Source organism: Hydrogenophaga sp. (assembly GCF_011772445.1).
In the GTDB taxonomy this organism is placed as follows: Bacteria; Pseudomonadota; Gammaproteobacteria; order Burkholderiales; family Burkholderiaceae_C; genus Hydrogenophaga.
Genome location: NZ_WVZN01000026.1, coordinates 251,435 through 275,471 on the forward strand (window position 1 = coordinate 251,435; position 24,037 = coordinate 275,471).

At 69.2% G+C, this 24,037-nt stretch carries 21 protein-coding genes; 11 read left to right on the plus strand and 10 right to left on the minus strand.

From position 1 onward, the window contains the following. Nucleotides 1–7: 7 nt before the first annotated feature. The 4 genes from GTO19_RS12480 to GTO19_RS12495 all read right to left on the minus strand — a co-directional run bounded on the left by GTO19_RS12480 (nucleotide 8) and on the right by GTO19_RS12495 (nucleotide 5,660). The gene (locus GTO19_RS12480) at nucleotides 8–2,605 is read right to left on the minus strand and encodes a PAS domain S-box protein (protein WP_291021209.1); all 2,598 of its coding nucleotides are present in this window, start codon (nucleotides 2,603–2,605) and stop codon (nucleotides 8–10) included. Next, nucleotides 2,605–3,456 carry a sulfurtransferase gene (locus tag GTO19_RS12485; RefSeq protein ID WP_291021210.1) on the minus strand — a complete coding sequence of 284 codons (852 nt, stop codon included), beginning with the start codon at nucleotides 3,454–3,456 and terminating at the stop codon, nucleotides 2,605–2,607. Before GTO19_RS12485 ends, GTO19_RS12480 begins: the two co-directional genes overlap by 1 nt. A gap of 46 nt (nucleotides 3,457–3,502) precedes the next feature. After that, nucleotides 3,503–4,393, minus strand: coding sequence for a DMT family transporter (locus GTO19_RS12490; RefSeq protein WP_291021211.1), 891 nt, complete (start codon nucleotides 4,391–4,393; stop codon nucleotides 3,503–3,505). 106 nt (nucleotides 4,394–4,499) lie between these two features. Further along, nucleotides 4,500–5,660: an aromatic ring-hydroxylating dioxygenase subunit alpha gene (locus GTO19_RS12495; RefSeq protein WP_291021212.1), complete on the minus strand. Its 1,161-nt coding sequence runs from the start codon at nucleotides 5,658–5,660 to the stop codon at nucleotides 4,500–4,502. Between the two features lie 277 nt (nucleotides 5,661–5,937). On the opposite strand from GTO19_RS12495, the gene xseB reads away from it, so the two are divergent. The 7 genes from xseB (at nucleotide 5,938) to dut (ending at nucleotide 13,291) form a co-directional block, all read left to right on the plus strand. After that, nucleotides 5,938–6,189 (plus strand): exodeoxyribonuclease VII small subunit, encoded by a 252-nt coding sequence (gene xseB, locus GTO19_RS12500; RefSeq protein ID WP_291021213.1) that lies wholly within the window; start codon nucleotides 5,938–5,940, stop codon nucleotides 6,187–6,189. Then, the gene (locus tag GTO19_RS12505) at nucleotides 6,186–7,088 is read left to right on the plus strand and encodes a polyprenyl synthetase family protein (RefSeq protein ID WP_291021214.1); all 903 of its coding nucleotides are present in this window, start codon (nucleotides 6,186–6,188) and stop codon (nucleotides 7,086–7,088) included. The genes xseB and GTO19_RS12505 overlap by 4 nt, the downstream gene beginning before the upstream one ends. Nucleotides 7,089–7,121: 33 nt before the next feature. After that, nucleotides 7,122–9,029, plus strand: a complete 1,908-nt coding sequence (gene dxs / locus GTO19_RS12510; protein WP_291021215.1) for a 1-deoxy-D-xylulose-5-phosphate synthase — start codon at nucleotides 7,122–7,124, stop codon at nucleotides 9,027–9,029. A gap of 167 nt (nucleotides 9,030–9,196) precedes the next feature. Further along, nucleotides 9,197–10,276: a TRAP transporter substrate-binding protein gene (locus GTO19_RS12515; RefSeq protein WP_291021216.1), complete on the plus strand. Its 1,080-nt coding sequence runs from the start codon at nucleotides 9,197–9,199 to the stop codon at nucleotides 10,274–10,276. Nucleotides 10,277–10,417: 141 nt separating this feature from the next. Continuing rightward, nucleotides 10,418–11,014: a TRAP transporter small permease subunit gene (locus GTO19_RS12520; RefSeq protein WP_291021217.1), complete on the plus strand. Its 597-nt coding sequence runs from the start codon at nucleotides 10,418–10,420 to the stop codon at nucleotides 11,012–11,014. An 11-nt stretch (nucleotides 11,015–11,025) separates the two neighbouring features. Further along, entirely contained in the window at nucleotides 11,026–12,828 is a 1,803-nt protein-coding gene (locus GTO19_RS12525; protein WP_291021218.1) for a TRAP transporter large permease subunit, read from the plus strand. A 13-nt stretch (nucleotides 12,829–12,841) separates the two neighbouring features. Continuing rightward, the gene (dut, locus tag GTO19_RS12530; protein ID WP_009517222.1) at nucleotides 12,842–13,291 is read left to right on the plus strand and encodes a dUTP diphosphatase; all 450 of its coding nucleotides are present in this window, start codon (nucleotides 12,842–12,844) and stop codon (nucleotides 13,289–13,291) included. Here the strand turns inward: dut and GTO19_RS12535 are convergent, their stop codons facing one another. Beyond that, on the minus strand, nucleotides 13,292–13,831 hold the full coding sequence (locus GTO19_RS12535; RefSeq protein WP_291021247.1) for a peptidylprolyl isomerase: 540 nt from the start codon (nucleotides 13,829–13,831) through the stop codon (nucleotides 13,292–13,294). It lies immediately after the preceding gene. A 38-nt stretch (nucleotides 13,832–13,869) separates the two neighbouring features. Between GTO19_RS12535 and GTO19_RS12540 the strand changes: the two genes are divergently transcribed. Together GTO19_RS12540 and GTO19_RS12545 are read left to right on the plus strand one after the other, a co-directional pair. Then, a complete protein-coding gene (locus GTO19_RS12540; RefSeq protein ID WP_291021219.1) occupies nucleotides 13,870–15,018 on the plus strand; it encodes a cupin domain-containing protein in 1,149 nt (382 codons plus the stop codon). A gap of 16 nt (nucleotides 15,019–15,034) precedes the next feature. Then, nucleotides 15,035–15,559 (plus strand): hypothetical protein, encoded by a 525-nt coding sequence (locus tag GTO19_RS12545; RefSeq protein ID WP_291021220.1) that lies wholly within the window; start codon nucleotides 15,035–15,037, stop codon nucleotides 15,557–15,559. On the opposite strand, the gene bamC is transcribed toward GTO19_RS12545, so the two are convergent. From bamC to GTO19_RS12570, 5 genes are all read right to left on the minus strand, one after another. Then, complete coding sequence (gene bamC / locus GTO19_RS12550; RefSeq protein WP_291021221.1) at nucleotides 15,560–16,654, minus strand: outer membrane protein assembly factor BamC; 1,095 nt, start codon at nucleotides 16,652–16,654, stop codon at nucleotides 15,560–15,562. 31 nt (nucleotides 16,655–16,685) lie between these two features. Further along, on the minus strand, nucleotides 16,686–17,573 hold the full coding sequence (gene dapA / locus GTO19_RS12555) for a 4-hydroxy-tetrahydrodipicolinate synthase (RefSeq protein ID WP_291021222.1): 888 nt from the start codon (nucleotides 17,571–17,573) through the stop codon (nucleotides 16,686–16,688). Between the two features lie 69 nt (nucleotides 17,574–17,642). Beyond that, on the minus strand, nucleotides 17,643–18,197 hold the full coding sequence (locus GTO19_RS12560; protein WP_291021223.1) for a bifunctional 2-polyprenyl-6-hydroxyphenol methylase/3-demethylubiquinol 3-O-methyltransferase UbiG: 555 nt from the start codon (nucleotides 18,195–18,197) through the stop codon (nucleotides 17,643–17,645). After that, nucleotides 18,197–18,322 carry a hypothetical protein gene (locus GTO19_RS12565; protein WP_291021224.1) on the minus strand — a complete coding sequence of 42 codons (126 nt, stop codon included), beginning with the start codon at nucleotides 18,320–18,322 and terminating at the stop codon, nucleotides 18,197–18,199. The genes GTO19_RS12560 and GTO19_RS12565 overlap by 1 nt, the downstream gene beginning before the upstream one ends. Then, entirely contained in the window at nucleotides 18,319–19,554 is a 1,236-nt protein-coding gene (locus GTO19_RS12570) for an MFS transporter (RefSeq protein ID WP_291021225.1), read from the minus strand. Before GTO19_RS12570 ends, GTO19_RS12565 begins: the two co-directional genes overlap by 4 nt. Before the next feature lie 168 nt (nucleotides 19,555–19,722). Here GTO19_RS12570 and GTO19_RS12575 point away from each other — a divergent pair, with 168 nt between their 5' ends. Next, on the plus strand, nucleotides 19,723–21,690 hold the full coding sequence (locus GTO19_RS12575) for a DNA topoisomerase IV subunit B (RefSeq protein ID WP_291021226.1): 1,968 nt from the start codon (nucleotides 19,723–19,725) through the stop codon (nucleotides 21,688–21,690). Beyond that, nucleotides 21,690–24,035 (plus strand): DNA topoisomerase IV subunit A, encoded by a 2,346-nt coding sequence (gene parC / locus GTO19_RS12580; protein ID WP_291021227.1) that lies wholly within the window; start codon nucleotides 21,690–21,692, stop codon nucleotides 24,033–24,035. Before GTO19_RS12575 ends, parC begins: the two co-directional genes overlap by 1 nt. The last annotated feature ends 2 nt before the right edge of the window (nucleotides 24,036–24,037 follow it).

Genomic DNA, 24,037 nt, shown 5'->3' on the forward strand with positions numbered 1-24,037 from the left:
CCTGCGCTCACAGCTTCTGCGACTCGCTCTCGCTCCAGCGCGGCGGGCTGCCGAAGCTGAAGCGGAAGGTGGCGCCTTCGCCCACGGCGCCCTCGGCCGAGATGTGGCCATCGTGCCGTTCGATGATGCGGCGCACCGTGGCCAGGCCGATGCCCGTCCCTTCGAACTCGCTCGGCCGGTGCAGGCGCTGGAAGGGCTTGAAGAGCTGGTCGACGTACTTCATGTCGAAGCCCACGCCGTTGTCGCGCACGAAGAAGCTGGGCACGCCGTCGTCGTCGACGCCATCCAGGCCGAACACGACGTGCGCCTCCTCGCGGTCGCGCGTGTACTTCAAGGCATTGCCGATGAGGTTTTCCAGCACGATGCGCGCGAGGTGCGGGTCGCAGTCGGCCTCCAGGCCCTGTGCCAGTTCAGCGCGCACGCGGCGCTGCGGGGCGCGCGCCAGCTCGTGCTCCAGCACGCTGCGCGCCAGCTCGCTCAGGTCGATGGGGCCGCGCTGCAGCACGCCCTGGCTCACGCGCGCCAGCGCCAGCAGGTCGTTGATGATGGCGCCCATGCGCTGCGAGGACTGCAGCACGCGGTCGAACAGCTGCTGCGTGTCCTCGTCGAGCTTGCCTTCGAGCTGCTCCTGCATGAGGCGCGTGAAGCCGTCGATGGCGCGCAGCGGCGACTTGAGGTCGTGCGAGACGGAGTAGGCGAAGGCGTCGAGTTCGGCGTTGAGCTTCTGCAGCTCGGCGGTGCGTTCGCGCACGCGCTGCTCCAGGGTTTCGTTCAGGCTCACGATCTCACGCTCGCGGCGCAGGCGCAGCAGCTCGGCGTTGGCGCGGCTGGCGAAGATGGAAATGAGCGCCTGGATGTCGGCCTTCACCTCCACCGGCGTGCGCCACATGGCGATCAGCATGCCGGTGGCCTGGCCGTCGGCGTCGCGCAGGGCCTGGCCCAGGTAGGCCTGGAAGCCCTGGGCGCGCAGTTGCGGCGCATGGGGGTAGTTTTCGGCCAGGTTCGACGTGCAGGTCATGAGCCCGTGCTGGCGCAGCGTGTCGGCGCAAGGCGTGCCGGCCACACTGAACCGGAAGTTGCGCGCGGCGCGCCCGTCGCGCCACACGCCCAGGGTCTGCAGCTCGTCCTCGCCGGTGGTTTCTGCCAGGGCCACCAGGTTGGCGCCGATGGCGTTGCTCAGGGTTTCGGCGAGCGCGGCGAAGAAGGCCTCGCCCGTCTCGGCGGCCACGCCCTTGGCCACGTCGAGCAGCAGGGCCTCGCGGCGTTTTTCCTCGCTGACGTTGAAGCTGGAGGACAGGATGCAGGGCTCGCCATCGATGTCGATCACCTCGGCCCAGATGCGCGAGTCGACGATGGAGCCGTCCTTGTGCCGCATCTGCGTGTCGTAGCCATCCACGCGTCCGTCGCGCCGGATGCGCTCGACGAAGCGTTCGCGGTCTTCGGGCGTGAGCCAGGAGCCGACCTCCACCGAGGTGCGGCCGAGCAGTTCATCGGCCTCGAAGCCCTGGGCCTTGTCCTCGGCGCGGTTCACTTCCAGGAAGCGGCCGTCGGACAGGCGCGTGAGGGTGAGATTGAGCGGGGCGAAGTGGAAGGCCTTGGCGAACAGCGCTTCGGAGCGCTGCAGGCGGCGGATGAGCTCTTCGCGGCCCGTCATGTCGCTCACCGTGGTGATGATCAGGCGGTCCTCGTCGTCGTTGCCCATTTCGCTGGACACCATGGCGTCGAACTCGCTGCCGTCGGCGCGGCGGCCCCGGGCGCGGTGCTGGGCGATGTGGCGCTCGACGATGAGGCGCTCCATGTAGCGCTCGCGCTCCATCGGGTCGGCCCAGAGGAAGGTGTCCTGGCGGCCCAGCACCTGGCTGCGGCGGTAGCCGTAGCAGCGCTCGAAGGCGGCGTTGACGTCGAGGATGGCGCCGGTGCGCGCGGACTGCGCCACCATGGGGCTCGGGCTGGATCGGAAGATGCGCGTGAAGCGCTCCAGGCTGCGGTCGCGCTCCTGTTCGGTCTGGCGGCGCCGTTCCAGTTCGTGCCGCAGGCGCTGCAGCGCGCGGTGGGCGACGGCGCGGCTGTGCATGACGACCAGGCCGACCACCACGATGGTGGTGGCCTGGGTGAGCCACACCCGCACGTTGACGGAAAAATCGGGCGTGGGTCCGAAGCCGCCGCGCGCCTCGATCCCGTTCAGCAGGCCCAGCAGCGCCACCGTCGCCACCACGGCCAGCACCAGCGCGCGCCGGCCCAGGAAGATGCCTGCGCCAACCACCGCCCCCACGAACAGGAAGTTGACCGCCGTGCGCACCGAGCCGTAGCTCACCACCGAGAAGGTGGCCGTGGCCAGCACGCCCAGGATCACCAGGGCGGCCACCGGTTCGGGCGAGAGCTTGCGCGTGCGCAGCGTCAGCCAGCAGGCCCAGCTCACCGCGGACAGCGCACCGGCGATCAGGGCTTCGCTGCGCTCGGGCGGCGCGAGCAGCAGGTCCATCGCCGCGATGCCCAGCGCCGCGAAGCCGACCAGCAGGCAGACCCACAACAGGGTCTTGCGCAGGTCCGCGGCGTCGGGGGTGTCCGCCTGCGCCGACAGGCCGACCGAGTCAGGGCCTTGCATCAGCCTCTCGCACGCGGCGTTCCTTCGGTGTTGCACCAGGCGCTCCAGCTGCCCGGGTACAGGGTGGTGGTGCCCAGGCCGGCGATGGCCATGGCCAGCACGTTGGGCACGGCGCTGACGCCGCTGCCGCATTGGTGCACGACGCCACCGGGATCGCGCCCGCCGAGCAGGGCGTCGAATTCCTGGCGCAATTGCGCGGCAGGTTTGAACCGGCCGTCGGCCTGCAGGTTGTCGTTGAACGGCCGGTTGAGCGCGCCGGGCACGTGGCCGGCCACCGGATCCAGGGGCTCGACCTCGCCGCGAAAACGCGCACCCGCGCGGGCATCGATCACCGTCGTGTCGGCGCGGCCCAGGCGGGCCAGCAGACCGGCGGTGTCCAGCGTGGGTGCGAGCGAGGGACCGGCGCGGAAGCCGCCGGCCACATGGGGCCGGGCGGGGCCGCTCTCCAGCGGGCCGCCAGCGGCCTTCCAGGCGGCCAGGCCGCCGTCGAGCACGGCCACCGCCTCGTGACCGCACCAGCGCAGCATCCACCACAGGCGGCCGCAGAAGTTGACGCCCTGGCGGTCCATCACCACCACTTGCGTGCCCGGGTTCAGGCCCAGTTCGGCCATGCGCGCGGCGAAGCGCTCGCGCTGGGGCAGGGGGTGGCGGCCTTCGCTGGCCGGGCGACCCTTCTCGCTGAGGTCATGGTCCAGGTCCACGTACACCGCGCCGGGCAGGTGCTCGGCCTCGAACTGCGCGCGGCCGGCGCCAGGGTTCATCAGATCGAAGCTGCAGTCCATCACCAGGACCGGGGAGCCCGCGTCGAGCAGGGCCTGCAGCTCGCGGACTTGTATCAACAAGTTAAGCATGCACACATTGTGGAGCAGATCGCATGCCTTTCCGGGATCGCCGGTACTAGGGTTCTTCCGCAGGCACTGGCGGCACCGTGCGCGAGCGCAGCACCGTGGCCGCGATGCCGCTGACGATGATCAGCCCCATGCCGACCCAGCCGATGAGGGGAATGCGGTCGCCGAACACGGTGAGGCCGAACAGCGCGGCGAAGACGATGCCCGAGTAGTGCAGATTGGCCACGACCATGGTCGCGCCCTGGGCGTAGGCGCGCGTGAGACACAGCTGGCCACCCACGGCGAGCAGGCCGATCGGCAGCAGCCACAAGGCGCCGGGCCAGCGCAGCGGACTCACGCCGACGAACAGCATGCCGATCAGCCCCGCCAGCGCCGAGCCCAGCGAGAAGTAGAAGACCGTGCGGCTCTCGGGCTCACCCACCTTGGCCAGTGCGGCCACCTGCAGGTAGGCCAGGGCCGCGAACACGCCCGACAGCAGCCCCACCAGGCCCGCGAAGGCCTGTTCGTGGTTGAAGCTGGGTCGCAGCAGCAAGGCCACGCCGACGAAGCCCACGATGACGGTCATGAACAGCGGGGCCTGCTCGCGCACCGGTGTGCCGCGCGCCTGCGTGAGCACCGCGCCGCCCAGCAGGAAGGTGGCGATCCACACGCTGCTCATGTAGTTGAGCGTCATGGCCGTGGCCAGGGGCAGCAGGGCGATGGCGTAGAACCAGGCCGTGAGCGAGATGGTGCCCACCAGGCTGCGCCAGGCGTGCATCATGGGCACGCGGGTGGCGAGCGACACGCCCTGCCAGCGCGTCAGCCCCCACAGGAAGAGCAGGCCGACGACACCACGGTAGAACACGGTCTCGAAGCTGTTGAAGTGGGCGGCGGCGAACTTGATGCACACGCCCATGCTCGCGAAGAAGAACGATGCGAGCAGCATCCAGAGAGCCTGCATCCGTCAGCCCCCACGCTCCGCCGCTGCGCGGGTCGCTGCCCCCCGGGGGGGCGCGTTTCGCCTTGGGGCGGCCCGGCGGCGAAACCCTTTCGCGTTGGCGCGCATATCAGTCAGTGAAGGCCGCGCCCATCTTCTGGCGGTACCACTCGTGGAAATGCTGCATGCCGTCTTCCATGGGGCTCTGGTAGGGCCCGACCTCGTTGTCGCCACGGGCCAGCAGGGCCTTGCGGCCCGCGTCCATGCGCTCGGCGATCTCGTCGTCCTCGATGCAGGTCTCCATATACGCGGCGCGCTGCGCCTCGACGAACTCGCGTTCGAAGGCGGCGATCTCCTCGGGGTAGTAGAACTCCACCATGTTCAGCGTCTTGTCCACGCTGATCGGGTGCAGTGTGGAGACGGTCAGCACGTGCGGGTACCACTCCACCATGATGTGCGGGTAGTAGGTGAGCCAGACCGCGCCGTGCGCGGGCAGCTCGCCCTGGCGGTAGGCCATCAGCACCTCGTGCCAGCGCTGGTAGGTGGGGCTGCCGGCCTTCTCCAGCAGGTTCTGCGCGCCCACGGTCTGCACCGAGTACTCGGGCCGGAATTCCCAGCGCAGGTCCTCGCAGGTGACGAAGTTGCCCAGCCCCGGGTGGAAGGGGCCCACGTGGTAGTCCTCGAGGTAGACCTCGATGAAGGTCTTCCAGTTGTAGTTGCACTCGTGCATCTCGACGTGGTCGAGCACCATGCCCTCGAAGCTGAGGATCTCGCGCGGGCCCATGCCGGCCAGATCGGCGGCGATGTCGCGGCCGTTGTCCTCGAACAGCAGGCCGTTCCACTCGCGCAACCTGTAGTTGTTGAGGTTCAGGCAGGGGTCCTGCTGGAAGTGCGGCGCGCCCAGCAACTGGCCTGCCGGGCCGCCGCCAGCGGGCGTGTTGGTGCCGCTGTAGGTCCAGCGGTGCAGGGGGCACACGATGTTGCCGCCCGCGTGGCCGGGGCTGTGGCCTTGCAGGTTGCCGCGGCCCTTGAGCATCACGGCCTGGCGGTGGCGGCAGACGTTGGAAATCAGTTCGACACCCGAGGGCGTGCGCACCAGCGCGCGGCCCTCGCCCTCCTGCGGCAGGGCGTGGTAGTCGCCGATGTTCGGAACCGAAAGAGCGTGCCCCACGTAGCGGGGCCCGCGCTGAAAGATCGTCTCCAGCTCGCGCTGGAACAGCGCCTGGTCGAAGTAGCTCGACACCGGGAATTGGCTTTTGGCCTGCTGCAGTTGAAGACTCAAATCAGACATGCTTGTCCTGACCTAAAGACTCCCCCTATGAAGGGGCAGGGCGGGGTCCGTAGACCCCTAGCGCTGTGCTCGTCAGACGAATTCGCGCGGGATGGGTGAAGTGGTGCGTCCCTCCGGGCCCGCAGGGCCCGTCGTTGAGGAAAAAAAGAGCGCGGATTGTACCCCCGGGGTGCATCACGCACGGGTCAGCGGAAATGCCCCATCGCTAAAATGCCCCATTTGGCCGGAATGCCCCCGGGGGGTTCCCTTGGCCGCCGGCATTTCCCTCACGAGGCCCATGACGCCACCGCCCGCCCGTTCGGCCGCCGCCGACACACCGCCCGTGGCCCCCAGCTACGAGGCCGCCCTGCAGGAACTCGAGCAGCTCGTCGCTCAACTCGACGCCGGCCAGCTGCCCCTGGATCAGTTGCTCTCGCGCTACCGGCGCGGGGCCGAACTGCTGGCCTTCTGCCGCGAGCGGCTGCAGGCCGTTGAGCAACAGATCCAGGTGTTCGAGGCCGGCCAGAGCAAGCCGTGGAACGACGAATGAGCCTGGCACTGCAGGACCAGACCTTCGTGCAGTGGCGCGCGGCGCAACAGGCCGCGGTGGAGCAGGCCCTCTCGCGCTGGGTGCCCGGCGACGCGCCCGCGGGCCTGGGCGATGCCATGCGCTACGCCGTGCTCGACGGCGGCAAGCGCCTGCGTCCCCTGCTGGTGCTGGCCACCTGCGAGGCCGTGGGCGGCCAGGCCGACGCCGCCCTGCGCGCGGCCTGTTCGGTGGAACTCATCCACGCCTATTCCCTGGTGCACGACGACATGCCCTGCATGGACGACGACGTGCTGCGCCGGGGCAAGCCCACGGTGCACGTGAAATTCGGCGAGGCCCAGGCCCTGCTGGCCGGGGACGCCCTGCAGGCCCTGGCCTTCGAGCTGCTGGTGCCCGGCGATGGCAGCCTGGCCGACGCCATGAGCGCGCGCCTGTGCCGCCTGCTGGCCCTGGCCGCTGGTGCCGACGGCATGGCCGGCGGCCAGGCCGTGGACCTGGCCAGCGTGGGCGTCGCCCTGGACCTGCCGGCGCTGGAGGCCATGCACCGCCGCAAGACCGGCGCGCTGCTGCAGGCCAGCGTCACCATGGGCGCCGCCACCGGCGTGGTGGCGCGCGACACCCTGGCCGCGCTCACCGAGTACGGCGCCTGCGTGGGCCTGGCCTTCCAGGTGGTGGACGACATCCTCGACGTCACCGCCGATTCGGCTACCCTGGGCAAGACCGCGGGCAAGGACGCCGCCGCCGACAAGCCCACCTTCGTGTCGCTCATGGGTCTGGGCCCGGCCCAGGCCTATGCCGACAATGTGCTGGCGCGCGCCCACGCCGCCCTCGGGCGCAGCGGGCTCGAGCGGCCGGGCACGCTGCATGCCCTGGCCGACTGGGTGGCCCAGCGCGCTTCCTGATGCGCAAGCACCGTTCGTGAACGACGACGCCCCATGACCGTACCGATCACCGCCTTGCTCCACACCATCCAGTCGCCCGCGGACCTGCGCCACCTGGCGCGCCCGCAGCTCAAGCCCCTGGCCGACGAACTGCGCCAGTTCCTGCTGAACAGCGTGGCACGCACGGGCGGGCACCTCAGCTCCAACCTGGGCACGGTCGAGCTCACCATCGCGCTGCACTACGTCTTCAACACGCCCGAGGACCGGCTGGTGTGGGACGTGGGCCACCAGACGTACCCGCACAAGATCCTCACCGGCCGGCGCGACCGCATGGACACGCTGCGCCAGCTCGGCGGCATCAGCGGATTCCCGCGCCGCGACGAGAGCCCCTTCGACACCTTCGGCACCGCGCACTCGTCCACCAGCATCTCGGCCGCGCTGGGCATGGCCATGGCCGCCAGGGCCAAGGGCGAGGACCGCCGCGCCGTGGCCATCATCGGCGACGGCGCCATGACCGCCGGCATGGCCTTCGAGGCCCTGAACAACGCCGGCGTGGCCGACGGCAAGCTGCTGGTCATCCTGAACGACAACGACATGTCGATCTCGCCCCCGGTGGGCGCGCTCAACCGCTACCTCGCGCAGCTCATGAGCGGGCAGTTCTACGCCGCCGCCAAACACGTGGGCAAGCAGGTGCTCAAGGGCGCGCCGCCGCTGTTCGAGCTGGCCAAGCGCTTCGAGCAGCAGGCCAAGGGCATGGTGGTGCCCGCCACGCTGTTCGAGAAGTTCGGCTTCAACTACATCGGCCCCATCGACGGCCACGACCTCGATTCGCTCATCCCCACGCTGGAGAACATCCGCCAGCTCATGGACGCGCACGAGGGCCCGCAGTTCCTGCATGTGGTGACCAGGAAGGGCCAGGGCTACAAGCTCGCCGAGGCCGACCCCGTGGCCTACCACGGCCCCGGCAAGTTCGACCCCGCCGTGGGCCTGACCAAGCCCGCCACGCCGCCCAAGACCACCTTCACCCAGGTCTTTGGCCAGTGGCTGTGCGACATGGCCGCGGCCGACCAGCGCCTGGTGGGCATCACGCCGGCCATGCGCGAAGGCTCGGGCATGGTCGAATTCGAGCGCCGCTTCCCCGACCGCTTCTTCGACGTCGGCATCGCCGAGCAGCACGCGGTGACCTTCGCCGCCGGCCTGGCCTGCGAGGGCATGAAGCCCGTGGTGGCGATCTACTCCACCTTCCTGCAGCGCGCCTACGACCAGGTCATCCACGACGTGGCGCTGCAGAACCTGCCCGTGGTGTTCGCGCTCGATCGGGCGGGCCTGGTGGGCGCCGACGGCGCCACGCATGCGGGCGCCTACGACATCGCCTACCTGCGCTGCATTCCCCAGGTGTCCGTGGCCTGCCCGGCCGACGAGGGCGAATGCCGGCAGCTGCTGTCCACCGCCTTCGCACAGGACCACCCCGTGGCCGTGCGTTACCCGCGCGGCTCGGGCGTTGGCGCGGCCCAGCCGGCTGGATTGGAGGGCTTGCCCTTCGGCAAGGGCGAGCTGCGCCGCAAGGGGCGCGGCGTCGCCATCCTCGCCTTCGGCACGCTGCTGTACCCCGCCCTGGCGGCGGCCGAGCGCCTGGGCGCGAGCGTGGCCAACATGCGCTGGGTCAAACCGCTCGACCTCGAGCTGCTGCGCGAACTCGCGCGCACGCACGCGGCCATCGTCACCGTGGAAGAGGGGTGCACCATGGGCGGCGCCGGCAGCGCCGTGATGGAAGCCCTGCAGGCCGAAGGCCTGCAACTGCCCGTGCTGGCGCTGGGTCTGCCCGACGACTTCATCGAACATGGCGATCCCGCGAAGCTGCTGGCCCTGCAGGGCCTGGACGCGGCGGGCATCGAACGCAGCGTGCGCGAGCGCTTCGGCGCGCTCCTGGATGGTGCATCGGGCCTCAAGGTCGTCGCCTGATCCCTGGCGGCCGAGCCTGACGCGAGGCTGAACGCACCCTAGGGCAAGCCCTGGCTTCAAGGGAAAACCCCCGAGGGTGCCCCCGCACCCGTTCCTAGAATTTCGTGGCCTTCAGGGGCGCCCGCACGCAGTGGCGGGCTGACATAACCACCACGGAGTTGAAACACATGGACCGTCGCTCTCTCATCCGGCATGCCGGAATCGCCGGCGTGCTCGCCGCCGGCGTTGCACCCTCGGTGCACGCCCAGGCCGCCATCCGCTGGCGCCTGACCTCCAGCTTCCCCAAGGCCCTGGACACCATCTACGGTGCTTCCGACGTCTTCGCCGCCGGCGTGAAGGCGATGTCGGGCGGCAAGTTCGAGGTCAGCGTGCATGCGCCGGGCGAACTGGTGCCCGCGCTGGGGGTCGTTGACGCCGTGCAGGCCGGCACGGTCGAGATGGGCCACACGGCGCCGTATTACTTCTTCGGCAAGGACCCGACCTTCGCCATGGCCACGGCCATTCCCTTCGGCCTGAACAGCCGCCAGCTCACGGCCTGGATGTACGACGGCAGCGGCCTCAAGCTGTTCCGCGAGTTCTACGACCAGTACAACATGGTCAACTTCCCTGGCGGCAACACCGGCGCGCAAATGGGCGGCTGGTACCGCAAGGAGATCAAGACCGCGGCCGACATGAAGGGCCTGAAGATGCGCATCGGCGGCTTCGCCGGCCAGGTGCTCACGCGCATGGGCGGTGTGCCGCAGAACATCCCCGGTGGCGAGATCTACCAGGCGCTGGAGAAGGGCACCATCGACGCCACCGAATGGGTGGGCCCGTACGACGACGAGAAGCTCGGCTTCCACAAGGTCGCCAAGAACTACTACTACCCCGGCTGGTGGGAAGGCGGCGCGCAGCTCGAGTTCTACATCAACAAGGCCGCGTACAACGCCCTGTCGGCCGAGAACAAGGCCATCGTCGAAGCCGCGTCCTCGCACGCCCACACGGTGATGCAGGCCCGCTACGACGCGCGCAACCCGGCGGCCCTCAAGCGTCTGGTGGCGGGCGGCGCCAAGGTGCTGGCCTTTCCCAAGGCGATCATGGACCTCGCGTACAAGGAATCCATGGCGCTGTACAGCGACCTGTCGGCCAGCAACCCGAACTGGAAGAAGATCTACGCGGACTATTCCAATTTCCGTCGCGACCAGAACCTCTGGTTCCGCTTCACCGAGGCGCAGTTCGACCGCTACATGCAATCGGCTAAGCTCTGAGGCCCGCTGGCCTTGAGCCGGCACCCCGCCGCGGCGGGGTTTTTTTCGCGGGCCTTCGTGCCCGTGTCGCGCGGACGACCCGTCCGCGCGACACCCCCCGGCCGGGCAGCGCACGGCCACACCCATACCCATGGGGTCCACATGCAAGCTCTACTCTCGATCTCCCGACTCATCGACGCCATCAACGACCGCATCGGCCGCCTCATGATGTGGTTCGTCCTCGCGGCCACCCTCATCAGCGCCGTCAACGCCATCATCCGCAAGGTGTTCGGCACCAGTTCCAATGCGTGGCTCGAGGTGCAGTGGTACCTGTTCGCCGCGGTGTTCCTGCTGGGCGGTGGCTATGCCTTCCTGCGCAATGCGCACGTGCGCATCGACTTCCTGTCGTCGAAGTTCAGCGCGCGCACGCGCAACTGGGTGGACATCGTGGGTGTCGTGGTGTTCCTGGCGCCTCTGTGCCTGCTGCTCATCATCGAGGGCTGGCCGGTGTTTGCGCGGGCCTGGGCATCGGGCGAGATGTCGTCCAACGCCGGCGGTCTGATCCGCTGGCCGGTGTACCTGCTCATTCCGTTGGGCTTCGCGATCCTGCTGCTGCAGGGCGTCTCCGAAATCATCAAGCGAGCGGCCTTCCTCTCGGGACAGGGCCCCGACGTGCTGGCCCACAAGGAGCCTGAAGAGGCCGACTTCCTGGTGCGCGAAATGGCCGACGACCACACCGCTTCCGCGAACAAGGCCTGAGCGAGCGCCCCATGATCGAATTCCTCACCAACAACTTCGTGCCGCTGCTGTTCGGCGGTTTGCTCGCCTTCCTGCTGTCGGGCTTCCCCGTGGCCTTTGCGCTGGCCGCCACCGGACTGTTCTTCGGCTACATCGGCATGGAGATCGGGCTCTTTCCCCCGAACCTGTTCCAGGCCTTGCCGCTGCGCGTGTTCGGCATCATGCAGAACGAGACGCTGCTGGCGATCCCGTTCTTCACCTTGATGGGCATCATCCTCGAGCGCAGCCGCATGGCCGAGGCGCTGCTGTCCACCGTGGCCCAGGTCTTCGGTCCCGTGCGCGGCGGCCTGGCGGTCGCGGTGATCCTGGTGGGCGCCCTGCTCGCGGCCACCACGGGCGTGGTCGCTGCCGCGGTCATCTCCATGGGCCTGATCTCGCTGCCCATCATGCTGCGCTATGGCTACAACCGCACCATCGCCATGGGCACGATCACCGCCTCGGGCACCTTGGCTCAGGCCATTCCGCCCTCGCTGGTGCTGATCGTGCTGGCCGACCAGATGGGCCGTTCGGTGGGCGACATGTACGCCGGCGCGCTCATTCCGGGCCTGATGCTGGTGGGCCTGTACCTCTTGTTCATCGCCGCGGTGGCCATCGTGCTGCCCCGCTGGGTGCCCGCGCTGCCCAAGGAAGCGCGCATCTACGTGGAGCCCAGCGGCGCCTCGGGCCATCGATCGCTGCTGGTGCTGCTGGCCATCAGCGCGGTGGCCGGTTGGCTCTGGAGCCAGAACCACGAGGCCATCATCAACCCGCTCATCGAGCGCCAGATGGCGCCCGGTGGCGACGAGGTGGTCATCATGTCCATCAGCGTGGCCTCGGTGCTCGCGCTGGTGTTGGCGCTGCTCAACCGCCTGTTCCGCCTGCGCCTGCTCTCGCGCCTGGCCGAGCAGGTCACCTTCGTGCTGATCCCGCCGCTGGTGCTGATCTTCCTGGTGCTCGGCACCATCTTCCTGGGTGTGGCCACCCCCACCGAAGGCGGCGCCATGGGCGCGCTCGGCGCGCTGATCATGGCCGCGAGCCGCCGCACGCTGAGCCTCAAGCTGATGCACGAAGCCCTGGAGAGCACCACCAAACTGTCGATCTTCGTGCTGTTCATCCTGATCGGCTCCACGGTGTTCAGCTTCACCTTCAACGCGGCTGACGGCCATGTCTGGGTCGAGCACCTGTTCGACAAACTGCCCGGCGGGCAGATGGGCTTCCTGCTGGTCGTGAACTTCCTCGTGTTCATCCTGGGCTTCTTCATCGACTTCTTCGAGATCGCCTTCATCGTCGTGCCGCTGCTGGTGCCCGTGGCGCAGAGCCTGGACATCAACCTCATCTGGTTCGGCGTGATCCTGGCGATGAACATGCAGACCTCCTTCCTCACGCCGCCCTTCGGCTTCGCGCTGTTCTACCTGCGCAGCGTGGCCGCGCGCCAGGACTACACCGACAAGGTCACGGGCAAGCTGATCCCTGCCGTCACCACGGCCCAGATCTACAAGGGCTCGATCGCCTTCATCGTGTTGCAGCTCATCATGGTGGCGGTGGTCATGCTCAACCCGGGCATCGTGACAGGCAGCCTGGGCGCACCCGTGAAGGTGGACAACGAGGCCGTGCAGGACCTGCTGCGCGACATGGCGCCACCGACCGAAGGGGGCGGCTACGGCACCACCGAAGAGGAAGAAGCGCCGGCCGAAGAGCCGTCGGCCGATGAACTCAAGCCCGAGGCCGAGGGGGCAGCTCCGGCCGAGGTCGATCCGAACAAGGCGCTGGAAGAAGCGCTCAAACCCAAGAACTGAGACCGACCGCCACATGCAGATCGACGTCAAGATCCTGGACCCGCGCATGGCCGAGCAACTGCCGGCCTACGCCACGCCGGGCAGCGCCGGGCTGGACCTGCGCGCCTGCCTCGATGCCCCGCTGCGGCTGGAGCCCAATGCCTGGCAACTGGTGCCCACCGGCCTGGCCATTCACCTGGCCGACCCGGGCTATGCCGCGCTGATCCTGCCGCGCTCTGGCCTGGGCCACAAGCACGGCATCGTGCTGGGCAATCTGGTGGGCCTGATCGACAGCGACTACCAGGGCCAGCTCATGGTGAGCGCCTGGAACCGCAGCGACGTGGCCTTCACCATCGAGCCCATGGAGCGCCTGGCGCAGATGGTCATCGTGCCCGTGGTGCAGGCGCGCTTCAATGTCGTCGAGGACTTCGCGGCCGAGAGCGCGCGCGGAGCCGGCGGCTACGGTTCCACTGGACGAGGCTGATCAATGAAGCGTGGGGGGCACCGGCGGTGACTGCGCCGGGTCCGTCACGTCGAGCTGGGTGCGGAAGAAGCCCGTGCCCAGCGTGCCGCGACCGATTTCGTCTTCCGTGGCCTCGCGCACCGCGTGCAGCTTGAGCTTGATGCGGATCGCGATGCCCGCCAGTGGGTGGTTGCCGTCGAGCACGACGTGGTCGGGGTAGATGTCGCTGACGAAGAACAGCCGGTCGCGGGGCGCAGCCGGGTTGCAGCCGGGCGGCAGACCCTCGAAGCCCATGCCCTCCTCGAGTGCTTCGGGGAAGCGCCCGCGCGGCTCGAGGAACAGCAACTGGTCGTCGTAGTCGCCGAAGGCGTCGAGCGGCTCCAGGTGCAACTCGAGTGTGTCGCCCGGCACGTGGCCTTGCAGGGCCTCCTCGATCTTGCCGAGCAGGTCGCTGCCACCGACCAGGAATTCCACGGGCTCGTCGAGCGTGTCGAGCTCGTCGCCCAGCGTGTCCTTCAGGGTCCAGGTCAGCGCCACGACGCACTGGGGCGTCACGGCCATGGGGGAAGCGGCATCGGATTTCATCGGACAATTCTCCCATGAGCCCCATGAACAGCCCCTTGCCAGGCCTCTTGTCCGACGAACCGCTGGCCTTGCTGGGCGGCCTCAGCCCGGCGCGTTTCATGCGCCGCCACTGGCAGAAGAAGCCCCTGCTGATCCGCCAGGCCATCGCGGATTTCCAGCCGCCGCTGGACCGCGGTGCCCTGTTCGATCTGGCCGGGCAGGAGGGCGTCGAGTCTCGGCTCATCGAACACGCGCGCGCGGGCTGGTCTCTGCGGCAAGGCCCGTTCGCGCGGCGCGCGCTGCCGCCGCAAAGCCGCCCGCGCTGGACCCTGCTGGTGCAGGGCGTGGACCTGCACCACGACGCCGCCCACGCGCTGTTGCAGCGCTTCCGCTTCGTGCCCGACGCGCGCCTGGACGACCTCATGGTCTCCTGGGCCAGTGAGGGCGGCGGCGTCGGGCCTCACTTCGACAGCTACGACGTCTTCCTGCTGCAGGCCACGGGGCGGCGGCGCTGGCGCATCGGGCGCCAGAAGGACTTCAGCCTGCGGCCCGATGTGCCGCTCAAGATCCTGCAGCGCTTCGAACCCGAAGAAGAGTTCGTGCTGGAGCCCGGCGACATGCTCTACCTGCCGCCGCGCTGGGCACACGACGGCGAGGCCGTGGGCGGTGACTGCATGACCTGCTCCATCGGCTTTCGCGCCCCGCAGCGCGGCGGCCTGGCCGGTGAGCTGCTGCAGCGCATGGCCGATGCGCTGGAGGACGACACGCTCTACCGCGACCCGCAGCAGGCCGCCACCGCGCAGCCCGCGCGCCTGCCGGATGGCCTGCAGGCTTTTGCCGCGGATGCGTTGCAGCGCCTGCTGGGTGAACGCGACGCGCTGGCGCTGGCATTGGGCGAGGTGATGACCGAGCCCAAGCCGAACACCTGGTTCGACGAACCATCCGGGGCCTGGGCACCCGGCGCCTTGCGGCTCGACCGGCGCACGCGCATGATGTATGACGAGCGCCACGTGTTCATCAATGGCGAAGGCCTGCGTGCCGGTGGCGCCGACGCACGCCTCATGCGCCGCCTGGCCGACCAGCGCCACCTGAACGCGGGCGATGTGAGGCGCGCCAGCGCCGACGCCTTGGCCGTGCTGGCCGACTGGTTCGAGGCCGGTTGGCTGCACCTGGAAGCGGAGTGAAATCACAGGGGAGCCCATGTCCGACGCCGAAGCCACCGACAGCGCCGAGCCCGTACCGCTGGCCTTGCCCGAGGGCCGGCTGGTCGGTCGCGTGGCGTTCACCGACGCGGTGCGCCAGGCGATCGGCGCGGCGGCCTCGCAGGGCTGGCCCATGCTCTGGCTGGTGGACGACGATTTTGCGGACTGGCCGCTCGGCGAGCGATCGGTGATTGCCGGCTTGAACGCCTGGGCCCGGCGCGGGCGGCAGATGCGTCTGCTGGCGCGCGACTTCACCGCGCTGCGTGCCCTGCACCCGCGCTTCGCGGCCTGGCGCACCACCTGGGCCCACATCGTCGAAGCCCACGGCGTCTCCCACGCATCGCCGCACGAACTGCCCAGTGTGATCTGGACCTCGAGCTGGACGCTGGAGCGGCTGGACCCGGTGCGCAGCAGCCTGGTGGCCAGCCACGCCGCGGAGCGCCGCGTGGCGCTGCATGAGCGCTTGGACGAGTGGTGGATGAAAGGGCGGCCGGCTTTCGCGCCGACCACCCTGGGGCTCTGATCAGAGATCCGCGGCGAGCAACTGGACGATGCGCTGAGCGTTGGCCGAACCGTCGGGCTGGCCCTGAGCGTCGAGCACCGACACCGTGGTCACGTCGGCCTCGCTCTTGACGAGGATGCGGTAGCGCTGCGGCGTGGGCTGCTTGTCGTCGGCGCCGAACATGCGGGCGAAGAAGCCGGGCTTCTCGCCGGGCTTGGCCGGCTCCACGTAGCGCACGAAGTAGGTGCCTTCGCTGCGGTTGCGGTCTTCCACCGTGAAGCCGCTGCGGTCAAGCGACAGGCCCACGCGGCGCCAGGCACGGTCGAAGTTGTCGTTGAGCTGCAGGGCGGGGCGGTTGTTCACCGTGGTCACGCGCGCGGCCTGCGACTGCGCGGGCGCGGAGGCGGCCACCGCCTGGGCCTGGGTTTCGCTCACGCCGAGCTTGACCATCAGGCGGCGCAGGAATTCGGCTTCGAGCTCCGGGTCGGACGGGCGCGGCTGCCACGCGGTCTGGTTCTCACGCTGGTTGGCGTAGACCTCGACCATGCCGCGGTGGGTGATGTAGATCTCGGTGCCGCCGCTGGCGTTGCGCTCCAGGCGGGTGCGGAACTTGTCGTACTCGCCGGTGGAGTAGAGGCTGTCGAACAGGCGGCCGATGGTGCGGCGGATGATGTCCTGCGGCAGCTTGGCGCGGTTCTCGGCCCAGTCGGTTTCCATGATGCCCAGGGTTTCCTGGTCGGTCTCGAGCAGGAAGCCGTTCTCCTGCCAGAAGTCGCGGATGGGCCCCCAGAGCTGGCCGGCCGGGCGGTTGACCACCAGCCAGCGCTGCCCGCCGGCACGTTCGATGCGCACATCGCCCACCTCCACCGTGGCGGTGCCGCTGCCTTGCGCGGCGGCTGCATTGGCCTGACCGGCCTGGTAGCCGCTGGCCGTGACGGCCGAGCCCGGCACCACGTAGCGCGACTCGCGGCTGAGCTGCGTGAGGTCCGGCGGCACGTCCAGGCGCTTGCCTTCCTGCGCGGTCTTGTAGTCGATCTTGTCCTCTTTCAGGATGGAACAACCGGTGGCGAGCAGCGCGGCGCAGGCGATCAGGGCCAGGCGAGGAAATGGGCTCATGGAGGGACGGGGCATCAGGAGTGGACGGGGATCAGCTCAGCAGGCCGGACTCGCGCAGCGCGGACTCGACCTGCGGCACGAAGTGGCGAGACATGGGCGTGAGCGGCAGGCGCATGGTCTCGCCGCACAGGCCCAGGCGGGCCATGGCCCACTTGAGTGGAATGGGGTTGGATTCGCAGAACAGCTGCTTGTGCAGCGGCAGCAGGCGCTTCTGGATGGCCATGGCCGCCTTCGCATCGCCCGCGACAGCGGCCACGCACAGTTCGTGCATGGCGCGCGGGGCGATGTTGGCGGTGACACTCACGTTGCCGTGGCCGCCGCAGAGCATGAGGGCCACGGCGGTGGGGTCGTCGCCGGAGTAGATGGCGAAATCGGCCGGCGCCTCGCGGATGAGCCACTGCGCGCGCTCGATGTTGCCGGTGGCTTCCTTGATGCCCACGATGCCCTTGACCTGGGTCAGGCGCAGGACGGTGTCGAGCTGCATGTCGGCCACGGTGCGGCCGGGCACGTTGTAGAGCACGATGGGCAGATCGCCCGTGGCTTCGGCGATGGCCTTGAAATGCTGGTACTGGCCCTCTTGCGTGGGCTTGTTGTAGTAGGGCACCACCTGCAGCTGGCAGTCGGCGCCGACGCCGCGCGCGAACTTCGCGAGGTTGATGGCCTCGGCCGTGGAGTTGGCGCCGCAGCCGGCCATGATGGGCACGCGCTTGTTGGCCTGCTCGACCGAGACGCGGATGATCTCGCAGTGCTCTTCCACCGTGACGGTGGGCGATTCGCCCGTGGTGCCCACCACGCCGATGCAGTCGGTGCCTTCGGCGATGTGCCAATCCACCAGCTTTCGCAGGCCTGGGTAGTCGACACTGCCGTCGGGATTGAAGGGGGTGGCCAGGGCCACGATGCTGCCGGTGATCATTTGCATGGCGGATCGTTGTGTCAGCGGCCTCATGCGCGCGCTGGGCGCCCTCCGGGGGCGGATAAGCGGAGCATTCTACCCAGCGGCATCGAGCCGATGCCGGGGCGGCGATGCGCCGTCGGAGCGGGGTTCGCGCACCGCCACCAGGCGCTGCACGAAGCGGTCGGGGTCGCCGCAGAAGCCGTCCTCGTAGGCCACGGTGCGAAGACCGCTGGCGGCCGTCAGCAGTTCCCCGGGCTTGAGCAGAAAGTCGGGCCGCGAGGGCTTGCCGATGGTGGCGTGGTCGATGGCGAAGGTCTCGTAGATCAGCGCGCCGCCCTCGGCCACGCTGTCCACGATGGCGGGCAGCAGCGGGCGCCACAGGTAGTTCGTGACCACCACGCCCGCGAAGCGCTGGCCTTCGAAGGGCCAGGGGCCGTTCTCGATGTCGGCCGTCACGGCGCGGCCCAGGCCCTGGATGGCGGCGATGGCCTCGGGGTCCCGGTCCACGCCGGTGACGGAGTGGCCGCGCCCGGCGAACCAGCGCAGGTGCCGCCCGCGCCCGCAGGCCACGTCGAGCACCGCGCCGCCCTCGGGCACCAGGTGGGACCAGCGCCTCACCCAGGCCGAGGCCGCTTCGCTGCCGTGCATCAGAAGCAACTCCAGACCCGGTCGGCGAGGTCCACGAGGAAATCCGGGCGCTGGTACAGCGCGAACGTGACCAGCAGGGCCGCCACGGCGGCGACCCACGCGGCGGCACGTCCCATCAGGCTCATGCGGGGGCCCCGACGCGCTGCGGCGCGCGCACGATCGGCGCCTCGCGCACCGGCAGGTTCACGATGGCCGCGAACACGCCCAGGGCAATGGCGATGTACCAGACGATGTCGTAGCTGCCGGTCTGGTCGTAGAGCAGGCCGCCCAGCCACACGCCCAGGAAACTGCCGATCTGGTGGCTGAAGAACACGAAGCCGCCCAGCATGGACAGGTGGGCCACACCGAAGATCTGCGCCACCGTGGCGTTGGTGGGCGGGATGGTGGACAGCCACAGCAGGCCCATCACCGACGAGAACACGTACACGCTCATGGGTGTGAGCGGCGCCCACAGGAACAGGGCAATGGCGACCGCGCGCGCCAGGTAGATGAAGGCCAGGATGTGGCGCTTGGCCATGCGCTGCCCCAGCACGCCGGCCGCGTAGGTTCCGATGACGTTGAACAGGCCGATGAGCGCGAGCGCGTAGCTGGCCACCTGCGGCGACAGGCCGTTGTCCTTGAGGTAGCTGGGCATGTGCACCCCGATGAACACCACCTGGAAGCCGCAGACGAAGTAGCCCGCCATCAGCAACTGGAAGCTGCGGTACTGGAAGGCCTCGCGCAGCGCCTGGGCGATGGTCTGCTCGCGCTTGACCGGTGCGCTGCCGGAAAAGCCGGGTTCGCGCAGGCCCATGGCCAGCGGCGCGATCAGCAGCACCGCCACGGCCAGCACCAGCAGCGCGTTCTGCCAGCCCAGGCCCTGGATCAGCCAGCCTTCGACCGGCACCATGAGGAACTGGCCGAAGGAGCCCGCGGCCGCGGCCACGCCCATGGCCCAGGAGCGGCGCTCGGCCGGGATGTTGCGCCCGATGACGCCGTAGATGACCGCGTAGGTCGTGCCTGCCTGGGCCGCGCCGATCAGCACGCCGGTGGTGAGCGCAAACGACAGGGTGGAGGTGGACAGCGCCATGCCCGCCAGTCCCAGGGCGTACAGCCCCGCGCACACCAGCAGCACGCGGAACGCGCCGAAGCGGTCGGCCGCCATGCCGGCGAAGATGCCGAACACGCCCCAGGCCAGGTTCTGCACCGCGAGCGCGAAAGCGAAGGTCTCGCGCGTCCAGCCCTGGGCCTGGGTGATGGGCTGCAGCCACAGGCCGAAGCCGTGGCGGATGCCCATGGACAGGGTGACGATCATGGCCCCGCAAAGCAGGACCTGGGTGGCGGAGAGGCGCGGAGCGCCGGGGGTGGCGGTGGTCATCGGCGGATTGTGCCGAAGGCCCGTTCGCCCCAGGCGTCGCGCGGGCGGCTCCCCCGATTGAAATTTCTGCGTGTTTTTGTTGCGCCCGGAGCATCGGTTCGATGCCGTGGCGCAAAACCTGGGAATTCATCCAGTGGTTTGTCCCGGCCGCCCCTACAATCCGCGCCCATGGCAAGTACCCCCTCCACCTATTCCGAAGGCTCCATCCGCGTCCTCAAGGGGCTGGAGCCGGTCAAGCAGCGGCCGGGCATGTACACCCGCACCGACAACCCGCTGCACATCATTCAGGAAGTGCTGGACAACGCGGCCGACGAGGCCCTGGCGGGCTTCGGCAAGAAGATCCGGGTCACGCTGCACACCGACGGTTCGGTCAGCGTGGAAGACGAAGGCCGGGGCATTCCCTTCGGCCTGCACCCCGAAGAAAACGCCCCGGTGGTCGAACTGGTGTTCACCCGCCTGCACGCCGGCGGCAAGTTCGACAAGGGCAAAGGCGGCGCGTACAGCTTCTCGGGCGGCCTGCACGGCGTGGGCGTGAGCGTGACCAACGCGCTGTCCAAACGCCTGGAGGTGGTCAGCTACCGCGAGGGCCAGGCCGCGCGCCTGGTGTTCTCGGGCGGCGACGTGATCGAGCCGCTGGCCGTGGCGGCCCGCGGCGAGGGCGAGCGCAAGCAGGGCACCACCGTGCGTGCCTGGCCCGACGCGAAGTACTTCGAATCGGCCGCGCTGCCCATGAACGAGCTGGTGCACCTGCTGCGCAGCAAGGCCGTGCTGATGCCCGGCGTGACCATGCAGCTGGTGGTCGAGAAGACGAAGGAGACGCAGACCTGGCAGTACAAGGGCGGCCTGCGCGACTACCTGCAGCAGACGCTCACCGCCGACCCGGTGATCCCCATGTTCGAGGGCGAGGGCTTCGCCGAGGCCGGGCATGACAGCTTCGCCGAGGGCGAGGGCGCGTCCTGGTGCGTGGCCTTCACCGAGGACGGCGCCCCGGTGCGCGAGAGCTACGTCAACCTCATCCCCACCAGCGCGGGCGGCACGCACGACAGCGGCCTGCGCGATGGCCTGTTCCAGGCGGTCAAGGGTTTCATCGAGCTGCACGCCCTGCTGCCCAAGGGTGTGAAGCTGCTGCCCGAGGACGTGTTCGCGCGCGCCAGCTACGTGCTCAGCGCCAAGGTGCTCGACCCGCAGTTCCAGGGCCAGATCAAGGAGCGCCTGAACTCGCGCGACGCGGTGCGCCTCGTGTCGAACTACGTGCGGCCCGCGCTGGAGCTCTGGCTGAACCAGCACGTGGACTACGGCAAGAAGCTCGCCGAACTCGCCATCAAGGCCGCGCAGACGCGCCAGCGCGCGGGCCAGAAAGTGGAAAAGCGCAAGGGCAGCGGCGTGGCCGTGCTGCCGGGCAAGCTCACCGATTGCGAGAGCCGCGACCTCAGCCACAACGAGATCTTTCTGGTCGAGGGCGACTCGGCCGGCGGCAGCGCCAAGATGGGCCGCGACAAGGAATGCCAGGCCATCCTGCCCTTGCGCGGCAAGGTGCTCAACACCTGGGAGGTCGAGCGCGACCGACTCTTCGCCAACAACGAGATCCACGACATCGCGGTGGCGATCGGTGTCGATCCGCACGGCCCCAACGACGCGCCCGATCTGGGCGGCCTGCGCTATGGCAAGGTCTGCATCCTGTCGGACGCCGACGTGGATGGTTCGCACATCCAGGTGCTGCTGCTGACGCTGTTCTTCCGGCATTTCCCGAAGCTCATCGAGGCCGGCCATGTGTACGTGGCGCGCCCGCCGCTGTTTCGCGTGGACATCCCCGCGCGTGGCAAGAAGCCGGCGGCCAAGGTCTACGCGCTCGACGAGGGCGAGCTGCACGCCACCCTGGACAAGGCGTCCAAGGAAGGCGTACCGGCCGAGAAGTGCCAGGTGAGCCGCTTCAAAGGCCTGGGCGAGATGAGCGCCGAGCAGTTGTGGGACACCACGCTCAACCCCGACACGCGCCGCCTGCTGCCCGTTACCCTGGGCGCGCACGACTTCGCCACCACCGAGGCCCGCATCACCCAACTCATGGGCAAGGGCGAAGCCGCGGCGCGGCGTGAACTCATGGAGCTTCACGGCGATGCCGTGGAGGTGGATATCTGATGGCTGATGTGAACAACCCCGAACTGCCGCTGACACCGCCGGCCGAACCCGACGACTCCCTCGCGGCCTACGCCCAGCGCGCCTACCTCGAGTACGCGCTGTCTGTCGTCAAGGGCCGCGCGCTGCCCGATGTGTGCGATGGCCAGAAGCCCGTGCAGCGGCGCATCCTCTACAGCATGGAGCGCATGGGACTGGGCTACAGCGGCAACGCCGCCGCGCGCCCGGTCAAGAGCGCGCGCGTGGTGGGCGACGTGCTGGGCCGCTTCCACCCGCACGGCGACCAGGCCGTCTACGACGCGCTGGTGCGCATGGCGCAGGATTTCGCCCTGCGCTACCCGCTGATCGACGGCCAGGGCAATTTCGGCTCGCTCGACGGCGACGGCGCGGCGGCCATGCGCTACACCGAGGCGCGGCTCGCCAGGATCAGCGGTCTGCTGCTCGACGAGATCGACGAGGGCACGGTGGACTTCGTGCCCAACTACGACGGCTCCACCACCGAGCCAAAGCAGTTGCCCGCGCGCCTGCCCTTCAACCTGCTCAATGGCGCCAGCGGCATCGCCGTGGGCCTGGCCACCGAGGTGCCCAGCCACAACCTGCGCGAGGTGGCCGAGGCCTGCGTGGCGCTGATCAAGAGCCCCAAGCTGAGCGACGAGGAACTCGCCGCGCTCATCCCCGGCCCCGACTACCCGGGCGGCGGCCAGATCATCAGCCCCGCAGGCGACATCGCCGACGCCTACCGCACGGGCCGCGGCAGCCTGAAGGTGCGCGCGCGCTGGAAGATCGAGGACCTGGCGCGCGGCCAGTGGCAGATGGTGGTGACCGAGCTGCCGCCGGGCACCAGCTCGCAGAAGGTGCTGGAGGAGATCGAGGAGCTCACCAACCCCAAGGTCAAGGCCGGCAAGAAGGCGCTCACGCAGGACCAGAACCAGCTCAAGGCCAGCATCCTCGCGGTGCTCGATGGCGTGCGCGACGAGTCCAGCAAGGACGCGCCGGTGCGCCTGGTGTTCGAGCCCAAGAGCAGCCGCATCGAGCAGCAGGAGCTCATCACGCAACTGCTGGCGCACACCAGCCTGGAAACGTCCGCGCCGATCAACCTCACCGTGATCGGGCTCGATGGCCGGCCGGTGCAGAAGTCGCTGCGGCAGATGCTGGTGGAGTGGATCGAATTCCGCCAGACCACGATCACGCGGCGCTCGCAGCACCGCCTGAACAAGGTGCTGGACCGCATCCACATCCTCGAAGGCCGGCAGCTCGTGCTGCTCAACATCGACGAGGTGATCCGCATCATCCGCCACAGCGACGAGCCCAAGGCCGCGCTGATCGAGCGCTTCAGGCTCAGCGACCGCCAGGCCGAGGACATCCTCGAGATCCGCCTGCGCCAACTGGCGCGGCTGGAGGCGATCAAGATCGAGCAGGAACTGAAGAACCTGCGCGAAGAGCAGGCCAAGCTGGAGGACATCCTCGCCAACCCCGCGAGCCTCAAGCGGCTGATGGTCCGCGAGATCGAGGCCGACACCAAGGCCTTCGCGGACGAGCGCCGCACGCTGATCCAGGCCGAGAAGAAGGCCGTGGCCGAGATCAAGGTGGTCGACGAGCCGGTGACGGTGGTGGTGTCGAGCAAGGGCTGGGTGCGCGCGCGCACTGGCCACGGCCACGAGGCCTCGGTCTTCGCCTTCAAAGCCGGCGATGGCCTGTACGGCACCTTCGAGTGCCGCACGGTGGACACGCTCATCGTCATCGGCAGCAACGGCCGCGTGTACTCGGTGCCCGTGGCCAGCCTGCCCGGCGCGCGTGGCGACGGGCAGCCCGTCACCACGCTGATCGACCTGGAAAGCGGCACGCAGCCGCTGCACTACTTCGCGGGGCCGGCCAACGCGGCGCTGCTGCTGTCCAGCAGCGGCGGCTATGGCTTCATCGCGACGGTGGAGTCGATGGTGTCGCGGCAGCGCGGCGGCAAGACATTCCTCAGCCTGGGCGACGGCGAGACGCCTTGCGCGCCCTCGCACGCGGCCTTCTCCTCGGGCGCCCAGCCCCTGGTGCCGGCCACGCACGTCTGCTGCGCGTCCACGGGCGGTCGCATCCTCACCTTCGAGATCGCCGAGCTCAAGCAGATGGACAAGGGCGGCCGTGGCCTGATGCTGATCGATCTGGAGCCCAAGGACACGCTGGCCGGCGCGGCCGCTTACACGCGCAGCGTGCGGATCGAAGGCATCGGCCGCGGGGGCAAGGAGCGCGACGAGACGCTGGAGATCCGCAGCCTGAACAACGCCCGCGCGGCGCGCGGCCGCAAGGGCAAGGCGGCGGACCTGGGCTTCAAGCCCTCGCGGATCGTGCGGGTCGAGTAAGT